This window comes from Flavobacterium sp. GL_143, assembly GCF_057834355.1.
The window spans coordinates 5165223-5191742 of record NZ_CM174401.1; the positions used below are offsets into that span (position 1 = coordinate 5165223).

The following is a 26520-nucleotide window of genomic DNA, read 5'->3' on the forward strand; positions in this document are numbered from 1 at the left end:
ATATTTTCATAATCTATGATATTTAGTAAGACACATAAATAATATATCTAATATCTATTTCAGAAGATTTAACCTCATATTGATTCCCATTAAACAATAAAGTTTTTGTCATTTGTAAATCTTCACCGCTCTTATATACATTGATTTTACAATCTTTCAATAATGATTCTTCCCAAAAACTTCAAAATTATTTTTATTCATTTTGTTACAACTCAAATTGATTAATACTACTAATAAAAGAAATATTCTAACGGTGATCGTTAAAAATCCCTTGATGTGATGATTTAATAAGTGTACCATTTTTATAACAATTCATTGGTATAGCTTTTGGACATCTTCCCTCTTTTAATACTTCTTTACTCAACGTGTCTTTATCAGGGCTAAAACTCAATGCCTTTTTTACTTCTCCCTACTTGATATGTTTTTCCTCTAAAATCCCGACCCTATTAGCCCTCTACTGTTATCCTCATCTAGACTTCTGGCAGCACTTGTTACTCTATAATCTGGGTGAAAATTTTCCAAATATTTTAGATTATCATTTTCTAACGTCTTTAACAGGAATGCGATTTTTTTCTTTACACACTAAAGAACGCAACGAATCAGGATAAATACAACTATTATTATGTAAAACAATTAGTGTGTCCAACTCATACTTATACGTTTCAGAATATGAATATTCAAGATTTGATAACTTTATGATATGAATAGCATCATCTTTTATTTTAAAATCCATAAAATATTCTTTATATCTTTCACTACTAAAATCAAATGTACCTATTGTCTTTGATATTTTTTTTATGTTCAAATATGAACTAGGCTGGTTATTATCATATATGTCTTTAGCATCATTATCCAAAACTGCAATCGCATTTATCTTAAAACCTTGTTTAGTTAAAGTATTTAAAATTGTAATTTCATTTTTAGAAAAAATTTCTTCTCCTGTTTTATAAAATTTAGAAACTGTATCTTTAGATAAAATATATTTTATTTTATTATCATAAATTATTACTGGTTTATTCACAGAGTTTGCCCATTCTCTAAATAAAATGGTATCCCCTTTCGCTACTTTTTTAGTTTTTATCAAATCTTCATCAAAACCAGGCTCTAAAGAATTTGTTATAATTAAATTTGAATCACTTACTTTTTCTTTAGTAGTTGTAGATTCATTTTTTTTCGACTCTATGATTCTTTTATTACACGAAACCAATAAAATAAATAAAACCAGAGCGCTACTTTTTAGAATTACAGTTTTCATAATCAAATATATTTTTTAAATCAGTCGTATATTTTTTTCTTTCTGGTAGCCCTGTATCCCCTCCATTAATTATTTTTGTCACTTTAGTCACGTTATCCTCATCAGCAGGTTTATTAAGTCCTTCTTTGTCCCAAAACCACCCTGCACTATCACAAGCATAATGAAGCTCTGTAGAAAGTTTTTTGGCAAAAGTTTTTAACGTTTTTAGAAAATCCTCAGGAAATCCATTTTTCGTAACCCTTTTCATGTATTCTGTAAGCCCCTCGCCAGCCTTATTTCTACCTTTGTAATTATCTTTGTAAAGAGTTGTGCTATTTACACTATCATAATATTCCAGATAATTCATATCATGTGTAATTTGCTTTACACCTCTCCCCTGAAAATCAACACCTCCTTTATAATTACTTTTTACAGTAGTTAATCCTTCATAAGTATTGACAAAACGCCCTGATTCATGGTAACATTGAGCCAAAAAGTGGATTTTTCTAATACAAGTATTTATTTTATACTTTGTAAATGCTTTATTTAATTCTTTTGTAAAAGTGGCAATGTTTGCATCGGAATCTTGTATTTTTTCTGCTCTTGTCGATTTAAAAATCTTAATACCTATATCATCAAATTTACTTACTGATTTTTTATACTTTTTACATTCTTCCTTTTGTACAAATTTTCCTTGCAGATCATAATATCCATCTTTCCCTCTTTTTACTAGTAAAACTCCTCTATCATTTATATATAATGGATCTTTTCCGTGAAACTGCTGTTCGTCATGAACATCATCTTTTTTTCTCAATTGAGTTATAACATTTGTAATCTCTGCTTCGGTAAAATCTCTATTACAAAAACATTTTTTCTTATCTACGATTGTTAACGTCTCATTCTGAAATCTTGTATCTCCATCTATACTCTTTATCCTTAAAGTTCTTTCTGTATTATCCGCCATAATGCATTTTTTAATATTATCTCTAAAATACTTATTACTTCTCTTTTACTTACTCAAATATCATAGTACAACATGCATCACATACAAAACCTCATTTATTATGAGTTAGCTTCTCTCCTCTATTTTAAAACTATTGTAGTACTCTACTTTTTGATTTACTACTGATAATAATTTATTCTAAAAACATAACCATTTCCTATTCTATGTCTATTATAAAGCCAAAAATAGACATCTTGAAATTACATTGACACGATACTTTGTTATAACTGATCATCTGTAGAAAGAGTCCATTTCATGATTTTTTTCTTCGCTTTACCAGTAATACCGTCTATATAGTAATACAAATCACCTTTGTTATGTTTATAATATTTATCTTCAAGGTTGTTTTCATAATCACTTCCGTCGCTCTTTCTAGAAATTGGTCTTACAATCCATAAAGGCGTGTCATTAGGACGGTCATTTAAATCTGCACGTCGTAATGCGAAATTTTTAATATTATATTTTTCTAATTCTCGTTTACCTACCAGCTTTTTGCATATTTCTATTGCTTCTTGCCAACAAATAGTGTAACCTTTATCAGTATTTATTTCTTTTATTAAATTACCCTCTTTATCGAAATCGTATTCTTTAAATAGTTTTGCATCTCCAGACGAACTATTGAAAGAAACCCTAGATATTTTACCTTTTAATGAATAATCCAGATATTTAACAACCCCTAATTGCTTATCAACTTTTATATTAAGAACTCCTCTTGAAGCACTATATAATGAATATGAAACGCTATATAATTCATTATCAACCAAAACTAATTCTCCTTTTTTTAGTTCATTTATATCTATATTCAAAAGCATTTCATTTTTAGATATAGTAAAAATGGAATCTGCATAACATTTTTTTTCTTGTGAATACCCTTTTATATTTGATAAAAAAAAGAGAAAAGCTAAAAGTGGATATCTTAAAAATTTATTTTTCATAGTATCGAAATTGACTGTTAGAATTTACCCAATCTTAAATGATTTACCATTGTCAGTAATAACTAACTTCTTTTAAGTAATTATAATCTATCTATAGTTCTTTTTACTTTACTAAGATTCTTTCAATAGCTATTTTATTAATTCACCAGTTACTCCATCAATACTATAAGATAAATTACCTTTCTTTCCTTTTAAGTATTTATCATCATGTTTCTCAACTCCTTTTACCCTAGTTAGAGGCCATACAATCCATAAAGGTTTAATATTTGGATTATTATTTAAATCTGCTCGATACAACTCAAAACTCTTTATATTCAATCTTTCTAATTTTTTTTGGCCAATTTTATTTTTACATATTTCAATAGCTTCTTCCCAACAAATATTATATCCTTTGTCATAATCAACTATCTTACTAATATTTCCATCATCATCAAAAAAATATTCTTTGAATAAATTAATATCAGTATTATATGCATATACAAATTTTATCTGTTCTAATTTGCCATTCTTTCTATAAAACAACCATTTTTCTACTTCTAACTGTTTATAATATTTTATATTAAAAACACCTTCTTTTAATATTGAATATCGGTCATTGAGTTTTTCATTATCAGTCAAAACTACTCCTATTTTCTTATCGTTAATGTCAAAATAAAAAGACATTTCTTCTTTTGATATGCTAAATATAGAATCTCTATAACATTTTTTTTCCTGCGAATAAACCTTCACATTCACTAAAGAAAAAGAAAAAACTAAAAACAGACATTTTAAAATTTCATTGATAGAATATTTTATCATAATTGATCATCTGTAGATAGAGTCCATCTCATGATTTTTTTCTTCGCTTTACCAGTAATACCGTCTATATAATAATACAAATCACCTTTGTTATGTTTATAATATTTATCTTCAAGGTTGTTTTCATAATCACTTCCGTCGCTCTTTCTAGAAATTGGTCTTACAATCCATAAAGGCGTGTCATTAGGACGGTCATTTAAATCTGCACGTCGTAATGCGAAATTTTTAATATTATATTTTTCTAATTCTCGTTTACCTACAAGCTTTTTGCATATTTCTATTGCTTCTTGCCAACAAATAGTGTAACCTTTATCAGTATCTATTTCTTTTATTACATTGCCTTCTTCATCGAAATTATACTCTTTAAATAGCTTTGCTTCTCCTATAGAGACACCAAAATAAGCATATTCGATTTTACCTTCTAACGAATAACCAATATATTTATCTATCCCTAATTGCTTATACCATTTTCTATTCGAAACTTTACCAATATTACCTACATTATAAAAAGAATTACTAAAAGTATCATTATCCATTACAATTAAATCACCTTTTTCTAATTCAATTCTATGTGCATCGATATCAAAAAACATTTCCTCTTTTGATAATGTAAAAATAGAATCTATATAACATTTTTTTTCTTGAGCGTAAATTCCTAAACATGATACAAGGAAGAAAAAAATTAAAAACTGATACTTTAATGATTTATTTTTCATGGTATAAAAATTGATTGTTAGAATTTACCCAATTTTGAATAATCTGCCATTGCCAGCAATAGGTAACTTCTTTAGAGTTATTATAATCCATATAATCATTGGTTTTAGAAAACTTAAACTGATGTTTCGATTCTGTTTCAAATGTATGCTGCAAACCAACAGCATGTAATAACTCGTGAATAATATTTTCTTCTTTAATAATATCACCTGAATCTAGTACACCATAAGCAACACCTGTACCTGTAGGAGAAAAACCACCTATTAGACTAAATCCTTCTCCATTTTGTGATTTGGCTACTTCAGAAGGTTTTATACAACGCATGTTAATAAAATAAATCGTAAGCGCTTTTTCTGAAGCTTTATTATATTTTTGTACATAGGCCACAAAAGTCTGTTTTCTAATATCATTTATATAATAATGTCTTTCAACTTCATTAAATATTATAACCTTAGTTTTTTTATCCATTTCATCTTTTAAAAGAGATAAATCCGCAATATTGGGCTTATTATTTTCTATTTTTATATCAATTAATGACGGATTAAAAGATTTTTTGATAAGTTCTTTTAATTTTTCAATGCTTACAATTTTTTTTAATTTAGTTTGATCTTCATTTTTTTCCATAAGTTCTACAAATCGCCAGTCTAAAGCTAGGGTTTTAGGTTCTGGATAAAAAAAGTTTATTGCACCTACAGTTTCTCCATCACCATCAATTTTTAATTGTAAGGATTCAGGATTATTGTTATTACAGGTTATTTTAACTTCTTTGGCATCTTTTAAATTGGCTGGTTCAAAAGTAAAATCGGGATTATTCTCAAACTTTATTTCTTTATAAGATTTATAGCTTTTTTTATCTAGAATATCAAGTTCTAAAGTTATAGTTTGCCCTTTTCTCATACTTACCCATACGGGATAATACTTTTGCCCATACACAGTCAATGGTTTATATTCTTCTTCTAGTTTAGTAAAATCACTTATACATATATTCTTAAAACTTGTCTTAAATTTATCGAAGCCAAAAATTCCGTTTTTTACATCTTTACTATTTGCTTCAAATGATAATATCAGTAATTTCTCTTCTATCTCTAGTGTCACATTAGCAAACCTTGTATCTCCATTTATGCTCTTTATTCTTAAAACTCTTCCAATAATTTCCGTCATAATTTTTTTTTCATATTATCTCAAAAATTGTCATTACTTTTCTTTTCCATTTGGATCTCATAAATAGTCCTCCATATCTATCCTCATCTAAATAATAACATTCTTCATTATCGGCGTTCTATCCTAAATAATCTTTATATATATTGCCATTAATTATCTTCAATTGAATAAAAACGAGCATGCTTCCCTTTTTATTTTTTACTTAAATTTTATTTTAGCCCTCTACTTATATTTAAACACACGAAATCTATTGGTTGAATCACTATTAACTATGATTACATCTTTTAAAACTTTAAAAACTCGTATTGTATCATTATTATCCAAAATCCAATTATTCTTTTTATCAATCTTAATATTATAATTTAATTGTTCCTCTTCAAGGGGTAGAAAACCTTTAATATAATTTTTTGAATGTGGAATTAATCCCTCTGATCCTCCAGTATATAAATACAAACATTTACCATCATTATCATAGATTACTTTTTCTTCAATAACACATTTTTTACTTTCAATTAAAATAATTTTATTTTCTGAATAACTACCTCCGTCATCTTTAAAAACAGTTAATTTTTCATCAATTTTATTTACGTTTTTCAAATCATGTTTACTTGTACAACCAAGTGTCAAAATAATTAAACAAAAAAGTATCGAAAACTTCATATTTATTGATCTTTTAAAGTTTTTAATTGTTCTACATTTTCTCTCTTTTTAATTACAACATATATAGATTTACCTTCTGATTCATTTATAATAAAATCAAGTGCTATTTTATATGCCTTATTTGAAGGCTCATAATTATTATATCCTTTACTTGTTCTAATTTTTTCTGCATCTGCTTTTGTTTTACTTATCTGTGCTTTAGGAACAATCCCGAAACAACCATAAGATCCTCCTAGCTTATTTTTACTACCGTTATTATACCAGCCACCAATATGAATCATTACACCAGTTGTTATAGCTAAGTCTTTCCTAGCATCATCAATGGAGTCTCCATTTACATAAGTTTGCATTCTTTTGGTATGAGGTACTGCTTTTAATTTTTCAGATTTTTTTTCTCTTAAAGCGAGAGCATCTACACCAGCACCTGGCGGATATGCAGTAGGAACTGTCGAATACGAATTTATTTTTTCTAATGGTTCAAAACATCTATTAGATAATTCTATATCATCATATGGTCCCCAATTATCTTTAATTACTCCTCTTGAGTACCACGAATCTCTCGTTACATTGTAGTTTGCAATGATTTTTCCATTCTTCTCAATATCTAATTTATATGTTGGAACGACAAAAGATTCATAATCTAAATCATTTTGATTTCCATAAATAAATTGACAAGTATATCCAGTTATTTCAGTTGTAATAATCAGCTTTAGATTAGCTACAATTAATTTTGTTTTCTGAAACTTTGTATCCCCGTTTATGCTCTTTACTCTTAAAACTGTACCTGTGCCTGCCATAATCCAATTTTCATATTCTTTTCACAAATTTCTTTTCTCCTCAATATATACTATATCATTATGCCACTAATTTTAATAAACTTTTCATTCAGCTCAGACATCATCTTTACCTCCTCCCTTATCCCATAGAATTGAATATTTTTTTATACCCTGCCTACTTTAACATTTATATTATATATCTTCTAATTCAATTTTTTTCTTCACCTTAGCATAACCATCCGCCATCACTATTCCTGTAAAAGTCATTTCTTTTTCACCCTCTTTTATATCATGACCATTTTCATCATCTATAATTATTGTTAAAGCTTCTCCTTCCTTATAATTTTTAGTTTTTACCAAAAGGCTTACCTTATCTCCAGTACCAGCTGTTTTAATTTCTTCTTCCATTTCTGCACACATCCACTTTACATCCAAAATTTTCTTTTCTTTTTTTGCTTCTTTTGGTACTGCTTCAATATCCGATGGCTCATTACGCTGTGCACTATCGGTAATTTTTATATCGGTACCACCATAATTACATTTTACAGTACTTTTTAGCAGCAAAGGAAATTGTTCCTGTACTTTTATCGTTCCAACATCTTTCCAATCTCCCAATTGCATTACCGAGGCACAAGGACTGGCACTCTGTGGGCTTTTCTTGCAATTACCTTTAAAAATAAGACTCTTCATGTCCTTCTCTTTTACAGTAGCAGTTTTCTTTCCTTGTATAGTAGGAGTACGGAAATTTACTTTTAAATCTCCTACAGGGTTAGTACACAAATCACATTTCAGTTTTGCTGTATCGATAACAATTTGTAAATCGTCTGCTGCTTTTTCCTCTTTTTTCTTTTCCTCTTCTACTTCTTCCTCGCGTTCAGCTTTTTTCGATACCTGATTTGCAATTGCATCATTTTGTGTCCGTTCTTTTATCTCGTCTATGTTTTTGCTCATGTCAAAGATTTCATCTTCTTCCTTTTGCTCTTTTTCAAGACGTTCTTTTTGCATCTTATCATAATCCGGCATACTCAAACCGCCAAAAATATTATCTAACCAACCCATACTACACTATGTTTTATGTTAATGTTTTCATTTTCTATTTCTAAAAATCCATCTAACAATTGATTGTCTTTATTATAAATCAATTCGCCTTCGTATTTTTTTATTATATCGTTACTCGAAATGATTCTTTTATATTCGTCATTACTTTTTTGTGCAGTAATTACAAACTTATCACTTCTATTATCTACCCGAATTTCTTCGGTAACAGTAACGTCATCAAATTCCAGAATAGTTGCTGTTCTTATTGTGGGCACTTCGTTTATATCATTCTTTCCAAACCATCTGTAAAAATACAAGCCAAACATATTCTGAGAATTCAAGAAAAAAAGTGTTTTCTCTTCATCTCTCAAAACATTTAAAATATCATTAGCAAAAGCATCAAATTCGTATCCAAAATTATCCTCTCTTAATTCTCGCGTTCTTTTATTCCATCTGTTTTCCATTTCTTTGAGATTATAAACTTTTACAATTTCTCCTTTTTCGTTTACACCTATTACTAAAATACCAAATGCAAAAATGTCATCTTTTAATAATTTTTCATTGCGCATGGCTTTACTAGAATCTATAATAACTTTAGTTGTAAGTACATGAAAAACAAACAAATCTTTTCTTTTTCCTAAATAAGTAAATTCTACTTCGCGAATAATTTTTTTCTCGATAATACGCTTATTAGAACAATCGATTGTTCTTGTTGCAAACCTATAAGGCTGTATTTTATTTAAAACAGATTCTAAATAATGCTCTGGTAAAAAATGTATTAATGATATCATAGCAAATTATTTTTTATCCTTAATGATGTATAAATCATTTTGATCGACGATTAAGCTAAATTTAATATTTGAATTTGTGTAAAAATCATATGGCTCAGCTAATTCTCTTAAAATTGTTTGTTTATCTCTAATTGTATCATATTTTGTCTTACTACTAGTATCATAATCAGGTATAGAAACGTCTTCTTTTTTAAATTTTAATGTATCTTTTCCCGTTATGAAATCAAAAAAAACTATTCCGCGCCATGAATAATAGTTATACGAGGAACTTCCATTATGACTGCCTATCGGAGTCGAGCTATATTTTACTTTTTGGAAATATCTGAATTCTATATTGTTGTTTGGAAATTTATAAAAAGACACGGCATCACTACTATTTCCATTATTAATATTAAATACATCCTTTATAGAATCTTTATAAAAATCATAAGTCATTCCATATAAAATATGCCACTGATCTTTCAATAAAAATATTATACTACTCCTTTTATCAGCAGGTATAGAATGGTCTCTCCAGTAAGAACAGTATTCCATATATTTACTATCATTCACTACACTCTGTAAATAAGTAATTATTTTTTCATTATCCCATTCTAAACTTTTGTTTATTGGAATAAACTTCATTTTAGTAGTATCTCTCTCAAATGGTGAACTTTTGTAATAATATAATAAGTCTTTATTTACCAATTGATTATTAATGAAAATCATATTTCCTAAGTCTGATTGATTTGAAGATGACGTTTTATAATGTATTGTATCAATAATATTCCCAATTTGATCTAATTTAAATAAAACGTTAGTAAAAATAGTCTCATCATAACCCGCTCCATGATTGATATATTTACTTCCTGTAACCACTTGAACGACAATTTTATTTTCAGGAACTTCAAATATTTCAAAAGTTCTACCATATTTTTCATTTTTACTAAGAAGCTCTACAGTATGATTATTAAAACTTTTTATTTTCGATAAATCTTGATAACTTACAAATTCAGTGGGTAATTTTCCTTTTGGTAAAATATTTATTATTAAAACATCTAAACCCAAATATTTATAGGCGATAAATAAACCGAATAATATAATTACGAAATACATTTTACTTTTATTATTCATTTATTTTAAATTTCTCATGGCTTATACTATTTCAAGCCATACAATTTAATAATTTTTCACTCCGTCTTCTTTAACTAATGAGTTTTTCAGCTATACTTGAAACAAACAACTTTTTTCTTTTTCCTAAATAAGTAAGCTTCTACTTCGCTAATAACTTTTTTCTCGATAATACGCTTATTATTAGAAGAATCGATTGTTCTTGTTGCAAACCTATAAGGCTGTATTTTGTTTAAAACAGATTGTAAATAATGCTCTGGTAAAAAATGTATTAGCAATATCATAACAAATTATTTTCTAGGAAAAAACTCTCTTTGTCTATTATCATTAGGTGGTTCCATACCAAACCACTTTCTATTAGAAGACCAATGCAAATACTCGTGACGCAATGTTCTAAGTGCTTTTTGCCTACTATAGCCGTAAATTACAACCTCCTCAAGCATGGTAGGTTTAACTTCTGTATCTAGTTTTAGTTCTTGTTCTTTAATTTCTTTTTCCAAAATTTTAGGCCTATAAATACTTGGATCAAGATTATCTGTCTTCATCGTCATTTCTTCCTTTAAGAATTTACCACTTTTAATATCATCATCAATTTGCTTTATTAAAGCTTTTCTGATATTTTCTCTTTTCTCTTCTTCTTCTTTCTCTTTAAGTTCGTAAGCATCTTTTGCTAGCTGTCCATCGCTTTTAAACTTCCATTCGGGAGCATTCCCGAAAACATACATATGCAAGTGCTCTTTTACTTCCTCAAGAAAAAAACTACCAAGCGGGTATTTTGGCGCAACGGGTAATGTAATATACTTACACATAGTAGTTTGATTACAATACTCCTCCATAAAATGTAGGGCTATATAACTATACTCTTTTTTGACTTTTCTCTTACCTGTTAATTTACTATAACCTGCCCAATCGCCTCTTATTTTTAACTCATCATCTACATACCAATATTGATCTACTAAATCTTGTTTTAATGCATCCAAACCCACCAAATCTTCAGGCTCAGGCAGCAATGAATACGGAAAAGGAACCGGTTTTTTCCATTTAAACACCTTACTAGTATACTTACTGTCTTTAAGTGAAGTACCTATTTCCTTAATAATCTCATAATCCTCATTTTCATAAGCGCCACCTATATCGCAATGTACCCCTGGCAGATTTTTTTCAATTGCTTTATCGGGGATTTGATTGATTCGGGTAAGAACAAAGTTTTTTCGATGTTCATCCTGAGCAGTAAAATGAACCATTTTCTCAAATTTGGTCACGTCTCCCAGCTCGTGAAGTCCCAATTCTTTTTCATCATTTTGGAAATCTTCATCTGAAAAAGTTGTCAATTTTAAAAAATTATTATCGTCCTCCAATTCTCCAAAAGAATTATAAGCTCCAAGCGCTCCTCTTTCGTAATAAGAAGAAACCGTATCATAAACCCCAACAAAACGTACAACAATACTAATGCCCTCAAACTCTTTTGGAGTTACAACTTTACTTTTAAGCAAGCTATATCCCAAATGTCCAAATTTAGGTAGTTTTCCATCTATTAATCCTTTTGGGTCTATCTCGAGGCCATCATAGTCTCCCTGTGCTTTTCTTGGTGGTCTTTTTATCATTCTTGGTTCCCCACGAACAGTATAACTGTCATAACCATCGGGAATTTCTATAGGTTTCACAGGATAAGCTTTTTTGGTATTTACCTCGTGTACAAAATTACGTGCCGATGTTGCACCACGACTAAAACCAAATACATCAAACGTAATTTGGGTTACTTTTTTATCAGAATCTGCCCTAATACTTTTTCTTTTCTGAACATGTTCTACTACTCTCTCGCAAGCGAGTCGTACTCGGGCGCGTACACCAGTAGTTCCAGAGCCAAAAGCAAAACCATCCTGGCTGTCTTGTTTATTATCGCTTGTTCCCATTCCTTCTACATAAATGGCGTAATCCTCATCGCAACAACTCCACATACGAGCCACATTGGTATCGTCGTTGCTGTAACTATTATCCGTTCCCTGCCTGTCCAAAAAAGTACGATTAACACCTACCAGATACTTTTTGTACTCCTCCAGGTTTTCAAAACCACTAGGAATAGTAACAGGTTCTCCATCTGTTATTTTTTCATAATCTTCCTGTTCCCTCTTTATATCATCCTTTTTTTTCTCTTCGGTTATCGTGCTATTTGCTGTCTCCTTACGAGAAAAACGACGCAATTGTGTGTTTTTTTTATTGTTAAGCGTACCATCAATAAAAATTCCGAAAGTAAGACGCAATTCATCTTCTTTTTTATCATCGTCAGCCAATCCTGTATTATAAACAAATGCTTTTCCCATAATTATTCTAAACTTGATTTATAAGTGGTTACTTTAGTTTTTGACAATCGTATTTCTTTCTCTCCTTGTTTAAGCAATACCGTAACATAATCGTTGGCGTAGTTTATACTAAATTGCAACTCCGCTTGTCCCTCTTTATCCTCTTTGTATATTTCCTGAAAGGCTATGAATATTTCCTGCTCATCAAAATCAACAGAACCTCCATATCTTTGCCCCTTTTTATCTCTCCAGCCAAAGCCAAAGCCTATAGGAATAGCTCGTTTTTTATATTTATTTTCAGCCAGTTCTCCATCGAATAAATTTTCAGCTTCTCCATTAAAACATTCTATTCTTACTTCATGCACTTTCCCACCCTCTTCACGTATTACATAAGTAGGTCGCCAGGTATATCTTGCTCTATAATTATCCCATAAGCCATAAGGAATGGGTTTGCCAGCATTGGCTTCACGTACCTCTAGAGGGATAACTTTGGTATTGTCCATAATATTTTTACGATCGGTAGCATCAAACAATAATCGCTCATGATTATCTAATTTATCTATCTCTGCTTGCGGAACAGTATATTTTTCGCCTTTATAACGCCCTACCTCTACAGTTCTTCCTGCTCCCATAGCCCAAATTACCACTACACCTCCTGGTGCAAAACCAACAAGAACAGTATTAAAGGTCGTTTTTTTATACTCTCCGCCTCCATTAAAAAAGAAACTACTATCTTGATATCCTTCCTTAAAAAGTTGCACCATTTTTTCGTAATCTATATCGCTATCTATAGAATAAGTACAATTCTCGGCATACGAAACCCAGATACAATTAATACGACTTGGCAAGGGTTTTACTCCGTAACTGGTACCATTACCGCTTGAGCCCCAACCTCTCTTACCTGCCGAGAATCTATCGCTTAAACTCACAAATCCATTTCCTTCCAGTCCTCCTCTGTATACTGCTATAGGGTAACCTGTTGGACAGTTTAGATTTTCGACCCATTCAAATTCTGGTAATTTTGTATGATTTTGCAACATTGTATTTTGTGGTTTGTTTTGACAGGCTATGGTTAAGCTTATTAACATGCCAAAAATTAGCATTTTTATTAGTTTTATCATTTTGGTTCATTTTTTCTAGCTCTTATTATATAATACTTTTGCTCATTGTAACACAACAAACTAAAGTTCATGCTTTTACAATCATAGTAAACTAGTTTTTTTTCTTCACAATTCTCTATTCTATCAATATGAGAATAAACACTGTCAATTTTAATTTTTAAAATATCTTTTTCTTTTAAAAGATTATAGTATTTAGTCCCATTATATTGGACACTTTGAATGTCATTACAATGAAACTTATTGTTTTTAAAAAAATGGATCATTTCTAAACTTTTTTTATCTTCTAAAAGTGTTTCAATTTTCCAATCTTTTTTTATTTTTAAATCTCTATACTCAAGTGAATCTTTTTGACCATCAAAAACCCATGTAACCACTTTAGTCGAATCAGAGTTTCTCAAATATCCGTCTTGAAATAAATACCCCCCATAATAAGTAGTTAATTCACTGTCCTTAATTTTATCTATAATAACTCCATCTTTATTTATTTTATAGCATACTAAGAATCTAACTGGTCTTTTGGCATTTGTCATGTCATCAAATGAAGAGTATATTACCAATTCATTTTTATCTACAAGAAAATAAGGCTTACTAACATTAGGCTTACTACCAAATTGATATTCTAAGTCTGAAAATAATAATTCTATTTCATAGTTCTCAGAGGTAATAGTTTCATTTAGATTCTTATAATATGAATATTTTACACCTAGCTCTGGTTGATTAATTTTATTAATGCAATAAAACATATATATACTAAGGATATTTAAGACTCCAATACCTACTAAAAATATTAGATTCTTACGAAAGAGAGCCATATTTCTAATTTCATTTTCTTCATTGAAAGTAGAAAAAATCAAACCTATAATAATAGTAGAAATTGCTATAAAAGGTAAAATCTCTGTCGCATAGTTTTTTAATATTCTGATGAAATCTTTTAAAACTCCAAATGGTTCAAAATAAATATATCCATATACAATAAACGAAACAAACAAAATTGAAAAAAAAGGTAACAAAATCCGAAATATTATTTTGGGATAAATTATTTCTCTTACTATAAAATAAGCTATTATTTTTGCTATTATAAAACACAATAGAAAAAACACAATTGCCATAACTCCTCCTATAATAGCAGCTCCAAAACTTATAAATCCTCCTCTTCTTGAATAAACATAATTAACAATAATAAACGATACAATAAGTGCCGTTATTAATGATTTTATATTTGTATTGTTACTCCTCTTCTTTTCCAAAATTTTAAACCTTTTTTAATATGCTTTTGTTAATGTTGTTAACAATACTACTATAATTAGTAAACAGAATATTGATGTTGCAGATTTTTTAATATTTTCATATTCTAATATTTCTCAAATAATTAAAGATTAAGTCAATTCTATACAAATAATATTTTTTTAATTTCTATTCCAACTTTGCTTAATAATTAATAATGTAATAATTGAACTAGAAAGAATAAATTGAAGAAAGTAAGTAAATAAGTTTTTATTTGAAATCTCTTTTTTAAAGTGATCAACTTGTATCACAAAAATTATTAAAAATAATAGCGTCCAAAAACCTGAAAACATTGGTACTAATACAATATCATTCATTGAATGTGAATCATATAAAGCAACAACCAAAATTACATTTAACACCCAAATGAGGATTGAATATAAAAGTAATTTTATAAGATTAAACCCATTTACATGAGTTTTAGGTTCTTCCTCATTGACGACTCCCTTTTGTAACAATAAAAAAATATTGTAAAATGGTACAAATAAATAGTATCTCGGTTTCTTTATATCATTCATTCTTTGTATTCCTGCATTAATTGTTGATAATATAAACAACCAATAAAATAATCCTGTCAAATCATTGTTTTCTACAAATTTGCATATTTCTAGAATAACAAAGGAGCTCATAAAATTGACAGTAATAAATAACCAAAAGTGACTTCGAGATAATAAGTGGTTATAATCAAAAATAGATTGCCAAATTTTCATATAAGTGTCTAAAAGCTTTTTTATATTTCCTCTAAACATTCTACCCTATATTTACTTTTGCATCAGTAGCTCCTAATAATTTAGAAACTCCAGCACTCTTAATTAATATGTCCCCACCTGTTGCATTATGGGTTGTTGTTGATGTAGTTTCTTTTAAATCCCCACCAATTGTAATAGTTTTATTTTTATCAATGTCTTGAATATACTCTTGAGCTTGTAAACTTATTTTTTCTGTTACAGTTGTCGATTTATTTTTACCTATGTCTGTAGTTTTATCTTCGCCTACTTGGGTTGTCATATTTTTACCTACATTAATAGTAAAATCTTCTCCTACATTAAAAGTCATGTTCTTTGGTGCAGTTACATTAATGTTCCCTTTTCCATCCATAACATAAGTATTTCCGCTTGGGTCTTCGATTAAAATACTTCCCTCTGCATCATTAAAGGCCATTTTTGTCCCAGAGCGACTATGCATCACTTTCATATCGTTATTTGGAGTACTATAACCGCTTTTGGCACTTCTGTTAGACATTGTTCCTACCACCACAGGCATTTCGGCGTTACTAGCCTGAAAATCTACAAAGACTTTTTCGCCTACTTCGGGAATAAAATAAAAGCCTTTATCACTACCTCCGTGTGGTTGAATCATAGGGATAAAAGGAGTTGTTTCTCCTTTGGCTTCTTGCCACGGCATTTGTATTTTTACACCACCAAGTCCATCGGGATCGTCATTAGATATGATTATTGCCGACTGACTCTCACAACGTGGGATTAAATCCGGATCAGTTCTTGGTGAGAATACAGCTCCACTAAAATTTATTGCAGTAAAATAATTTTCATACCCTCCTCCGTCATCACAAGTATGTGTTATTTGAGTCACTCTATAAGAACTCTCAAGTTGTACATCGACACCACTTATTCTTACCGTATTCCCTAATGTAATTCCTGGAACCTCACTAGAAGCTTCTATCTTCATCATCCCACCCAAAGCAGAACGCATCTTGTTTTTAGCATACTCTTCAGAAGCATTTTTACCATCTCCACCTACTCCATTTTGGTTAAGTTGTATCACGGTCTCTTTATTAAAAACCTGATTGGATTTATTTATAAAATTTTGATGAAACCCATCTACTTCATTTCCAAATTTAGCTGTACTATCAGGGAAATGATCTCCTTTACGATTGTCATTTTCTATGGTTTTAAACAAGGTAGGAGCTAACTTTATGTCATAACTAAAGTTTTGCATATTAACTCCATAAACAAGTTTTGGTTCTCCTCCAGGGCTTCCCGGACTTCCAAAAACCATTGTACGGCCGTTGTAATAAAACCATTGCCCGTAACGCATTGCCAAACGATTTAGAAAATCAAAATCACTTTCGTTATACTGCACTGTATAAGCCAAATTATCTTTATGATATGGGCTTACATCCATATCGATTTCATAATCTGATTTTACCTTATTAACAATATCCTCAATCGTCATCTTTGTAAATGAATTCGATTCGGGACCACAATCCATACCTATAGAGACACTTTTTCCTTGTATCATTATAGTTTCTTCCATATCCCTAACACGGGATTTTTGCATACTAATCTCGGTAACAATTCCATAAAACTGCATGATATAGTCCTTAGGATTTGTTACAACCATAAGATCGTCTAAATCTGGTATTGCTTTTATCTCAATGCTTATTTTTTCTCCTATCAATTTTTGAGAAATAGGCATTACGCTTTGTAATTGGTTTACCAATATATCATGACGTACTTCTACCGAAAAAGTATGATGGTCATGAATTTCCTGATTTATCTGCAAATGGCTAAAATTCTTAATTATTGTTTCGCCTATTTTTATTATTGTGATTGTTTGTAATGCCATTATTTCTTTTTTTTAGTTTATTCTAGTTATGAATTAAAATCAAAAATTAATCGGAAATCAAAATGCTTTTCAAATATTTTGGATGTTTATTTATTAAATTTTAATATTCTATTAAAAACTAGGTTGAATTAAAATTTACCTTATTATTCTCTAAAAATCAGTATACCTATTGTATTCTAAGCTATCAAAAGGCATCCATTGATTTTGTTTTTTAGTGTACCATACCGCAATTTGTATAGAATCGTTTTTATTCCATATAGCTTCTTTTATACTTATTTTGACTCCACCTTTATAATATTTTCCTATTCCTGCTCTTATACCTGGGAAAATTTCATTTTGTTTAGCATTCTCAAAAACAGTTGTCTCAGATGGTTCTCCGTAGTAACTTAACGCCTCTTCATAAGAGATTTTTGAAACATATTCCTTTGTGACCATACTCTTTTTATCGACGATATAATCTTCATGTTTCTCTTTACAACATACCAATGCAATCAAGCAAAAGATTAATACTAAATATATTTTTCTCATAATGATAAGTCGAAATTTGTATTCTGTTTAAATTAAGCTTATTATATTTATGAACGACTTGTTATAAAAAAATATCATTATCTACGTATTTTCTTGTTCTTATGATACTATGAAACTATAGCCATTTTTTTACTCATTATATAAATAAAAGAAATTTTCAATATCCTTTGGCTTCCATTTTTTGAAATGTACAGTATCATTCTCCGAAACATAAAAATCAATATCTATACTTTCAATATCTTTAACCTGAAAAAAATCAGGATAATAAATACTTTTTTTAGAAGATGTATGAACAACAGATTCAAAGGAGATTGCATTTTCTACAATAAACTCATGTAGCAAAGCAATTTCTTCCGCTTCTTTTTCACTAGAAGAACTATTTTTAACACTTTCCAAATGATCAGAGAGAACTTTATTTTTATAATACCCACAAGAGAATAATAAAAACGCACTTAGTATTATTAGACTCGATTTTTTCATTGTATTCTATGTTTAACCAGCGTTTTATTTAACCAAATAAAAAGTATACGATATCTCATAGCTTATCTTAAAAAAAACATTATTACAATAAACATTATTACAACTAATAGTACGAATGTAAAAAAAACATTTCTAGCCCATTTATCCCCATCTTGCTCATCTTTTAGATTTGTTCGACAAAATCTAATTAACAACTACCAAAGCAATCCTCCCAAATCGGAAATTATAATATATCTCATTTCTTAAAATTTATGTTGTTTAATTCTAAATAACTCAATATTGTCTATATAGTTCTTGTTTTAGAGTAATTAATATCATTTATTCTTAAATAACAAATAATAATTTTCTGGATTTATAGGCTTTTTATTTTCTTTAACTATCTTAATATTATCATCAATAATCCAAATTTTCACTTGTATTTCTTTAACAACATCTTTACTTTGCTTATTTTCTAATTTTTCTATTTTTCCATTCTCATTTCTATAAGAAACTGCAAATGCGACTCTTTCATCAGGAAAAATCTTCCATAATTCTTCTAAAGCATCTTTTTCTTCTAAAGAATTTTTACTTTTAATAACATTTTGCCAAATGACATCAACTTGGCGCTCTTTATTTTCGCACGAAAGCAATAATAAGATAATTAAACCTAGGCCTACTTTTTTTATCATTGAATTTTATATTTAGTTAATTTTTTATTCAACCATATTGCAAAAAATGTTAGATGTCTTGCTTTTATAACTTCTCCACTATGCATAACTGAATTTTTATCTTTTATCCAAATATTACCTTTATTGTATTCGTCATCTATCCCTAACATATGGCCAAACTCGTGTACAGCTCCTCTTTGGGAATAAATATCCTTTTCCGCAAATGCTAAATCTTTATCATCTAAACTTGTTATCTTTTTGTCTGTAGTCACAGAACTTCTTGCAAAATATTCATCTGTTTTTATAACATATCCTTCCCAATGTTCTGATATGCCAAACCATTCTATTTGAGTTCCGAATTTAAAATCTAAAACTATTTTTTTTCCATTTTTTAGATACTTTAAAATTTTGTGCGACCAAACCGATTGAATACTCTTTTCCCATTTACTTACAAAATCCTTTTTTTCTTGACTTGTCCAAATAAGTGTCTTTGAGTCCTGAAAAAAAAACTGCACCTTCATGTAACACACTAAAGTATAATTCTTTGGTTCTTTTCCTTTTGCTATAAGATATAAATCATACGCATCTTTTACAGATAGTTCCCCTGCTCTTACATCTGTTTCGTAATCGATACATTCTTCGTCAGGCATTAATATAAAAGGAGTTCGATATCCCATAACTTATCTTTCTAAGAGTTTTTCTAATTATTTTCTAATAAAGTATTATCAAGTTTTATTTTCTAATAGTTAAAAATCGAATGTTTTCATTATCAATTTCTCTAGTATTTCCAGCAAAACCTTCACATTTTTCTGTGCCAAAATCCGAAGACCCGCGACCTGCACCTCTAGAACAAAAATCATCATCAAAGAATGTTTGCCCTCTGTTAACTTTCGTGACAATCTCTACATGACTACCTCCAAATACCGCAATATCTCCTCTCTCTACATCTTTTTTATCAACTATTTTAAGAATCCCTTTAGCTTCCCAAATGTCTTTTGCCGAATAGTATTTGTTTCCATTTCTCAGCTCATATCCAGCCATATGTAATGCCTCACCTACAAATAAATTACAGGCCCATTTCGCATTTTTACCATAATAAATTACGTAATATCCATTAGGCCACTTTTCATAAGCATTCTTAAACTTTGAATAATTTTTTAGATTAATCTCTTTATCATTCAAATCTGCCAAATAAAGTAAATACTTCATCTGAGCTTGGCTATACTTCTTCCATTCTTCAATAAAATATGTGGCAGCAGGAAATTTAGATGGCTTAAGATATCCTCCCAAATCCTTATTTTTTGTTAAAATATATTCTTTTAGATTATAAAAATCTCTATAACTATTCATAATATCAGGATTATTACCTAACCTCTCAGCAGCACTAGCTATTTTTTCTATTGCCATAATTCTATATTATTTTACTATAAAATCATATTATTTATTCAATTAACAAATCTTAACTCTTTAAGAGTTTATTACAAAAGAGTATCATTATATATCTCATTTTTAATAATTTTCCCTTTTAAAAAAGTAGTTATTCTGGTTTTATTATTTAAATAATAATAAACGATAGAATCTCCTTTCGACTTATAAAACTCTAAATTCCCAGATTTTTTTGCCTTATACATACCTCCATTTTTATTATAAAAAGTTTGTTCTATTGCTACTGAGCCATCATATAAATATTCACGATTAATATACATTCCCACATACTTATCTTTTAGTATTGTTCCTTCTTTAATTATCGTATCATTTTTAAATTCTTTATAATAGCCCGTACCTTCTTTTCCAAAATTCTCCTTATAAATAATTTTTCCTTTTTCGTCGTAACACACATATTCATCTCTATAATTATAACTCTTATGTAATGTGTAAACCCTGGCTAAAATGTTACTTGAATGATATTCCTTTTGGACTCCTTCTTGCTCTCCATTTACAAAATGGTAAACCGAAACAAAATCACCATTAGACTGATCATAATCTATTACATAACCATCCAATTCTCCCTTATCATTATAATTTTCTTTGCTTCGCAAAGCCTCGTCAAAGTATAATTTCCATGAACCAGCCTTTTTGTGATTTTTAATTTTACCCTCAGAATAATTACCCGTATTATAGCCGGAAAACACCCTATAATAGCCATCCTTTTTTACGTAATTGCTATCTTTTTCGAATAAAAGGATTGTATCCAAAGGAATTTTATATAAACTATCTTTATATATGATACATTTTTCTTTCCATTGCTTTGGTTCTTTTTTACATCCAATAGATGCCAAAAGAAGCAATAAGAAAGCTAATTTCTCAAACCATTGTACCTTGTTTATTTTCATAACCTAAATTTTATACTTGTTTTTATTCAGATATACATATCTAAAACGGCAATCTGCCAATAAGTATGATAGCTATTTTTTTCTATTAGCACTTTTTAAACTGCCATAGTAAACAAGTATATTTTTAAGAATTTTTCCAATTATTCTCAAATACAGTATTACCAATTTTTATTTCATTGGATGTAATAAGAATTTTTGTAGTCATAGGGTTAGCACCCTCGCTACGAAAACTTTCATGGAAAGAGATACAATACGCTTTCTTAAAAGTTACATTTTTCATGGTACTCATGGCGTCTCTACGGTAAAAAATAACTTTACCATCTTTTATACTAGTGTGCGAAACCATCCAATCCGAAAATAAATCGGTATGTGTGCTCTCAACAACCAGCCTAATTTGTCCACCTTTGGTTTTATTTGCAGGTTTTCCGTTATTATCTGTCCCTTGGTCAAAGGTTACATCAAATTCTAAAACATTAAAAACTTCATTATCTAATTCTAATTTTGCTAAAAAACTCATGTTTATTATTTTTTAATTATGTGTATATAAAATCTAGTTTAACAAGTCTGAAAGAATTAAGCCAAAATCTTAAAGATTAAACAAAAAAAGGAAGTCCAGTTAATGGACTTCCTTTAATAGATTCAAGCTTAATTAAGTTTGATAAAGTCCAAAGGATTAAACCCAAGCATTATCAAATTCTCCTCCGCCCATCGAAATTCTACGAGCTGAGATCATAAAAGTTTCCGTTAACGGAGTAGCACTGTTATGATCAAAGTTCTCCTTGTACTTAACCATGTAAGCTTCTGTAAACTTCAACTCTTTTAATGTAGCATTCGAATCACGTTTGATGAATTTTACTGACCCATCTTTTCTTTCGAAATTATTGGTCATCCATTCGAACAATTCTGTGCTACCAGTTGATTCTACTTCGATCATGATTCTACCACCACGTGTTACTGTAGATGGACGCCCAGAAGCATCTGTTTCTTGAGCTAAATCATAACTTACATTTAATACTTTGTAGTCCTTTCCGGCTACTGACAACGATGTTAAAAACGACATAATAAAAATTTTTTAATTATTAATTTATTTATTTATCCTGTAAATATATATAAAAAAAATCTTATTATAATATATTTTTTAATAAAATTTCTTTTACATTATCAATATTTTAAGATTTCAGTATTCAAAAACACAGCTAAACCCTTATATTTAGTACTCAGGCAAATAACTTTTATTTATAAGATAATGGCCCTACAAAAAAGTATCCTCTAAAATCAAAATTCCTATTGGTACTTTTTATCGTTGCTTCGATAATAATATCTACTCTTTTTTTGGCTCTACTCACATCATCTACAAAATATTTTGTCTCAGACAATTCTACTTTAAGTTCATTTACATTAATCCTAACCTCATGAAAAAGTAAAGACTGTCTCATGGTCTTTGAAATTATCTCTTTTAAAGTGTTTTCATTCATTAATAAATCAAAGTCTATTTCCCAAATTTTAGACCCAAAGGTTTCATCAAATTTACACTCTCCAAAAGTTGTTGTTGCTAACAATATTACTTGTTGAGCAATAGAATGTTCAATCGATGTCTTTTCTAACTCTTTTTTCTGAATTATTGCATTAAAATCTATTGGCAGTTTATAAAAAGCTCCTTTCATATCTTTTACTTTTTAAATGTAAATTAGCTTATCTGCTTGTCCCTGCTTATTTGTTTCCATTCCTTTCGAAACCTGTTTTCTCTTAATAACATGAAGTTTTACTTTTGGTGTAAGCTTCAAAAACTTCTCGCGATATAAAATGTCCCCTATAAAGCGTTGTCCTTTTTTTTCATCAACAATAATAAAATAACTCGTTCCTTTTTCGGCCTTAAACGTATTTATGTCTCCTGCAAAAATTTGTATATTTTTATCCTCGTTCTGAAAAGTATAGGTAAGCACATCATGATTCAATTTTCTATATTTAGAAATATCAAATGTTTCAATTTCTTCTTTTAAAGGTTCAAAAGGTATATTCTCGAAAAGAAAGTTTTTTGTCGCCAAAAATTTTAATCCCAAGAAACTCCATAGCCCTTTCTTTGTTGTTTGTTCTTTAAAGAAATAAGTATCTCGTGTAACTTTATATATTTCTTTTTCTTCAGTTTTATCATCTGTAACTATCATCTGATAGGTTGGAATCTCAATTTCAGCAGGAATTTCAGCACCTTTAAAATGCGTTTTTAAATTCACCGATCCTACTTGCTGCTCAGAGATTGTTATACTAATAGTATGCTTCTTCAAGGCAGAATCTGTTCGAACGATAACTTTACCTTCGCCACTTCCTGCATAAAAAACAGAACCATCATTATCTGTGAGTCCTAGTGAAAGATTTAATTCTGGAATTGGCATATTATATTTTTTTAATAAATTGTTTTTTAACTTTATTTCTAAAATGACATAGATTGGTCAAAATATTTATAATTTACTCTTCGAGACCAAAGATAAATTCCCCTTATTTTTTCTTAACTCTATACAACTTCAAACAACTTAAGTATTCTTTTATATTTTCATTATCTACAGCACTTGGGCTAAATTCATAATCTCTTTTGAGTGTAAAAAACTTTATAGTGTTAATATTATTAGCCATTAGCTTTTTCCTATCTCTTCTTGTAAGTTCTAATGCAGCAGTCCCATCACAATTAACTGCAAAAGAATTTTTCAAGACATACTTTTCTCCACTTTTAAAATAAAGTACCAGAGGTTGTTGCTGCTTTACACAAACATTATCTGTAAAAATTTTAAAATATAAAAAAATCTTACTTTTTCTTTTTCCTAATTGAAATACGGCATATTCATAATCCTCATTAAAAACACGTAATAAAATTGCTGGTGCACTTGCAAAAAGTTTCCCTGAAAGCAATAATTCATTTTGCGAAATAGAGCAATTTAAAGTATCTATCGGATTAACTTTTTGGGCTTTAATCGAATATGAAATTGAAAACAATACGATTAAAAATAAAATTTTAAGTGCATTCATGAATTTGAATTATTTGGTTTGACCATTCAAAAGATCAATGTTTTGTTTAAAAAAGGAAACACAAAGAATGTGTTTCCTTTTTATAATTTTCTATACAGCTACTATTTTTGTTCGTAATCTGTATCCCACTCTGTTCCATCATCTCCTTTTTGGCCATCCATTTTTATAAGGAAATTTTTGGCTGGAAAATATGGTTTCATATGGATATCCATATATATTCTGTCTTTTTGAATTGGATCTTGTTCGAATCTGCGAATCTCGAAGTTCTCAATCAATTTGTCTGGTCCTGTTATACCATCAAGGAAAGCAACAATTTGATTCATTATTTCTTTACGAGTTTTGGCTGTAAAGTTTTCGAAAGCACGACGATTAAGAAAATCCATTAATACTTTTGTTACGTAATCAAAAACACGAACTACTGAATACGTTTGTAATCCTAAATTGTCTCCGCTAAATAATGTTTTAGCTGAGAAAGCCATCACTTTGCCATACTCATTTACCATAGGAACTAATCCTAAGTTTTCAAGATTTGCAATTTCACTTTTCTTAAGGTCAAATTTTACTCCATCAACTTCATTGATACCACCGAATTTTTTACCAGCAGTAACCTGAGACATTAATGTTTTGTATATTTTACCAGCTAGCGCTGCAGATGGAGCAATATGTAAATCTTCATTTTCACCTAATTGATCAAATCTTCCGCGTCCTACCAACCAGTTACATGTCATAATTACATTTGAGCGGTACACATCTCCTCCTGTTAAAGAAGCAGCATCAAACATTTCCATTACATCATCCGGTTCATCTAAATGCTCAAAATCTGTAACCAACATTACTTTGTTCTCATGTGCAATTTTTGCCCATTTTTCAATTACTTTATTTGATCCTAAATAACCAGGAATAACAAGAATACCATAGTTATTTTTAAGATCTAAACGATCATAATTATCTACTAACTCTGAGTGAATTGCATCAATAAAACGAGTATTATCTAGGTCTTTTAATTGCTCTAAATCAGCATTTACGATAGTAACATTCTTTACTTTATCTGTTTCGGTATTTTTGAAAAATAAAGCAACCGTTCTATATGCTGCTTCAATTTCTCTTGTATCTTCAACAGCTTTAATCAAGTTCTTTTTTAATAACGCTTCAGATTCTTTAGCTTTATCTTCACTTTGAGCCACCATATCAGTCAAAGCTTCATTATTGCTTAAAACCGAAGTCCAAAGCTCTAATGTCTTTTTAAGTGTTTCTCTTTCTTTGGCTTTGTTTACTTCTCCAAGAAAAATTTTTCTTCTTGCTTTTCTTTCCGGATTAAGATTTTGAATTCCTTCAATAGACATTTCCAACAAATCAAACCCACCGTATTTAGCTAGTTTTTCAATGTTTTTTTCAATAGAAGAACCTCCTGTTACTTTACGTTCTAATACTGCTGTATCAACGTCATTACTTTTATATGCTTCTTTATTTGACATGCTTTCTATTTTTTTAAAATTTCTTATTTATTCTCTTTCAATTCATTAATCAGAGTTCCAAGACTTTCTAATAATGCTTTTTTAGCATCAGCATCTTCTAATGCTGCCTTCAAAATTTTATTCGATTTTAACTGACGAATAATTTTTTGATATTGATCTTTCTCTGTTTCCAAATCAGATAAAAAGCTACTTTGTCCTGTAATACCTTTTATACCAAAATCACCTAAATTTTTAAATTTTAAAGCTTCTACTTTAGTAGCACCATCTACAGTTTCAAAATTTACTTTTACCTCTGGTTTAAAATGCTCAAATGCTTTTTCTATGCTTGTAATTCCTTCTACTAATTCTGGTTTTACAGGTGCATCAACTGTTAATTTTTGAGCAACAAGTGTTCTGTTTTGAGGGATTGCAATGATTGCTTCATCTGCATCTAATTTTACTTCATTACCTCCAATTCCATAATTTGATAACATAATTTTAAATTTTAAATGATTAGTTTATTAATTCGCGTTTTTTTTTAAACTCTTA

The 26520-nt window shown here is 29.3% G+C and carries 29 protein-coding genes; all 29 read right to left on the reverse strand.

Annotated elements, in window-relative coordinates:
* Positions 1-535: 535 nt before the first annotated feature.
* Complete coding sequence (locus tag AC3IPI_RS21820; protein WP_489155707.1) at positions 536-1255, reverse strand: hypothetical protein; 720 nt, start codon at positions 1253-1255, stop codon at positions 536-538.
* Entirely contained in the window at positions 1230-2198 is a 969-nt protein-coding gene (locus AC3IPI_RS21825; protein WP_489155709.1) for a glycoside hydrolase family 19 protein, read from the reverse strand. Before AC3IPI_RS21825 ends, AC3IPI_RS21820 begins: the two co-directional genes overlap by 26 nt.
* 260 nt (positions 2199-2458) lie before the next feature.
* Entirely contained in the window at positions 2459-3043 is a 585-nt protein-coding gene (locus AC3IPI_RS21830; RefSeq protein ID WP_489155711.1) for a hypothetical protein, read from the reverse strand.
* 258 nt (positions 3044-3301) lie between these two features.
* A complete protein-coding gene (locus AC3IPI_RS21835; RefSeq protein WP_489155713.1) occupies positions 3302-3970 on the reverse strand; it encodes a hypothetical protein in 669 nt (222 codons plus the stop codon).
* Positions 3967-4686: a hypothetical protein gene (locus AC3IPI_RS21840; protein ID WP_489155715.1), complete on the reverse strand. Its 720-nt coding sequence runs from the start codon at positions 4684-4686 to the stop codon at positions 3967-3969. The genes AC3IPI_RS21835 and AC3IPI_RS21840 overlap by 4 nt, the downstream gene beginning before the upstream one ends.
* Positions 4676-5845, reverse strand: coding sequence for a zinc metalloprotease (locus AC3IPI_RS21845; RefSeq protein WP_489155717.1), 1170 nt, complete (start codon positions 5843-5845; stop codon positions 4676-4678). Before AC3IPI_RS21845 ends, AC3IPI_RS21840 begins: the two co-directional genes overlap by 11 nt.
* Positions 5846-6067: 222 nt before the next feature.
* Entirely contained in the window at positions 6068-6505 is a 438-nt protein-coding gene (locus AC3IPI_RS21850) for a hypothetical protein (RefSeq protein WP_489155719.1), read from the reverse strand.
* Between the two features lie 2 nt (positions 6506-6507).
* Complete coding sequence (locus tag AC3IPI_RS21855; RefSeq protein ID WP_489155721.1) at positions 6508-7302, reverse strand: hypothetical protein; 795 nt, start codon at positions 7300-7302, stop codon at positions 6508-6510.
* Positions 7303-7473: 171 nt separating this feature from the next.
* Positions 7474-8340, reverse strand: a complete 867-nt coding sequence (locus AC3IPI_RS21860) for a DUF4280 domain-containing protein (protein ID WP_489155723.1) — start codon at positions 8338-8340, stop codon at positions 7474-7476.
* The gene (locus AC3IPI_RS21865) at positions 8328-9110 is read right to left on the reverse strand and encodes a hypothetical protein (RefSeq protein WP_489155725.1); all 783 of its coding nucleotides are present in this window, start codon (positions 9108-9110) and stop codon (positions 8328-8330) included. The genes AC3IPI_RS21860 and AC3IPI_RS21865 overlap by 13 nt, the downstream gene beginning before the upstream one ends.
* A 6-nt stretch (positions 9111-9116) precedes the next feature.
* Complete coding sequence (locus AC3IPI_RS21870) at positions 9117-10205, reverse strand: hypothetical protein (protein ID WP_489155727.1); 1089 nt, start codon at positions 10203-10205, stop codon at positions 9117-9119.
* Between the two features lie 305 nt (positions 10206-10510).
* Entirely contained in the window at positions 10511-12541 is a 2031-nt protein-coding gene (locus tag AC3IPI_RS21875) for a T6SS phospholipase effector Tle1-like catalytic domain-containing protein (protein WP_489155729.1), read from the reverse strand.
* A gap of 2 nt (positions 12542-12543) precedes the next feature.
* Complete coding sequence (locus AC3IPI_RS21880) at positions 12544-13641, reverse strand: DUF2931 family protein (RefSeq protein WP_489155731.1); 1098 nt, start codon at positions 13639-13641, stop codon at positions 12544-12546.
* Positions 13638-14888 (reverse strand): hypothetical protein, encoded by a 1251-nt coding sequence (locus AC3IPI_RS21885; protein WP_489155733.1) that lies wholly within the window; start codon positions 14886-14888, stop codon positions 13638-13640. Before AC3IPI_RS21885 ends, AC3IPI_RS21880 begins: the two co-directional genes overlap by 4 nt.
* A gap of 159 nt (positions 14889-15047) precedes the next feature.
* Positions 15048-15674, reverse strand: a complete 627-nt coding sequence (locus tag AC3IPI_RS21890) for a DUF805 domain-containing protein (RefSeq protein WP_489155735.1) — start codon at positions 15672-15674, stop codon at positions 15048-15050.
* A 1-nt stretch (position 15675) separates the two neighbouring features.
* Positions 15676-17511 carry a type VI secretion system Vgr family protein gene (locus tag AC3IPI_RS21895; protein ID WP_489155737.1) on the reverse strand — a complete coding sequence of 612 codons (1836 nt, stop codon included), beginning with the start codon at positions 17509-17511 and terminating at the stop codon, positions 15676-15678.
* A 150-nt stretch (positions 17512-17661) separates the two neighbouring features.
* Entirely contained in the window at positions 17662-17946 is a 285-nt protein-coding gene (locus AC3IPI_RS21900) for a hypothetical protein (protein ID WP_489155739.1), read from the reverse strand.
* 222 nt (positions 17947-18168) lie between these two features.
* Positions 18169-18519 (reverse strand): hypothetical protein, encoded by a 351-nt coding sequence (locus AC3IPI_RS21905; protein WP_489155741.1) that lies wholly within the window; start codon positions 18517-18519, stop codon positions 18169-18171.
* 314 nt (positions 18520-18833) lie between these two features.
* On the reverse strand, positions 18834-19187 hold the full coding sequence (locus tag AC3IPI_RS21910; RefSeq protein ID WP_489155743.1) for a hypothetical protein: 354 nt from the start codon (positions 19185-19187) through the stop codon (positions 18834-18836).
* Complete coding sequence (locus AC3IPI_RS21915) at positions 19184-19843, reverse strand: hypothetical protein (protein ID WP_489155745.1); 660 nt, start codon at positions 19841-19843, stop codon at positions 19184-19186. Before AC3IPI_RS21915 ends, AC3IPI_RS21910 begins: the two co-directional genes overlap by 4 nt.
* Before the next feature lie 55 nt (positions 19844-19898).
* Complete coding sequence (locus AC3IPI_RS21920; RefSeq protein ID WP_489155747.1) at positions 19899-20573, reverse strand: hypothetical protein; 675 nt, start codon at positions 20571-20573, stop codon at positions 19899-19901.
* Positions 20574-20644: 71 nt separating this feature from the next.
* Positions 20645-21499, reverse strand: a complete 855-nt coding sequence (locus AC3IPI_RS21925) for a hypothetical protein (protein WP_489155748.1) — start codon at positions 21497-21499, stop codon at positions 20645-20647.
* A 124-nt stretch (positions 21500-21623) separates the two neighbouring features.
* Entirely contained in the window at positions 21624-22016 is a 393-nt protein-coding gene (gene tssD, locus AC3IPI_RS21930) for a type VI secretion system tube protein TssD (RefSeq protein ID WP_086896140.1), read from the reverse strand.
* Between the two features lie 156 nt (positions 22017-22172).
* Positions 22173-22559, reverse strand: coding sequence for a type VI secretion system tube protein TssD (gene tssD / locus AC3IPI_RS21935; protein ID WP_035627552.1), 387 nt, complete (start codon positions 22557-22559; stop codon positions 22173-22175).
* A gap of 172 nt (positions 22560-22731) precedes the next feature.
* On the reverse strand, positions 22732-23163 hold the full coding sequence (locus AC3IPI_RS21940; protein ID WP_086896435.1) for a GPW/gp25 family protein: 432 nt from the start codon (positions 23161-23163) through the stop codon (positions 22732-22734).
* Between the two features lie 12 nt (positions 23164-23175).
* Positions 23176-23889: a hypothetical protein gene (locus AC3IPI_RS21945; RefSeq protein WP_086896434.1), complete on the reverse strand. Its 714-nt coding sequence runs from the start codon at positions 23887-23889 to the stop codon at positions 23176-23178.
* A gap of 103 nt (positions 23890-23992) precedes the next feature.
* Positions 23993-24517 (reverse strand): hypothetical protein, encoded by a 525-nt coding sequence (locus AC3IPI_RS21950; RefSeq protein ID WP_489155751.1) that lies wholly within the window; start codon positions 24515-24517, stop codon positions 23993-23995.
* Positions 24518-24618: 101 nt separating this feature from the next.
* The gene (locus tag AC3IPI_RS21955) at positions 24619-25992 is read right to left on the reverse strand and encodes a DUF5458 family protein (RefSeq protein ID WP_086895169.1); all 1374 of its coding nucleotides are present in this window, start codon (positions 25990-25992) and stop codon (positions 24619-24621) included.
* Positions 25993-26015: 23 nt separating this feature from the next.
* Positions 26016-26465 carry a hypothetical protein gene (locus tag AC3IPI_RS21960; RefSeq protein ID WP_086895170.1) on the reverse strand — a complete coding sequence of 150 codons (450 nt, stop codon included), beginning with the start codon at positions 26463-26465 and terminating at the stop codon, positions 26016-26018.
* Positions 26466-26520 lie beyond the last annotated feature (55 nt).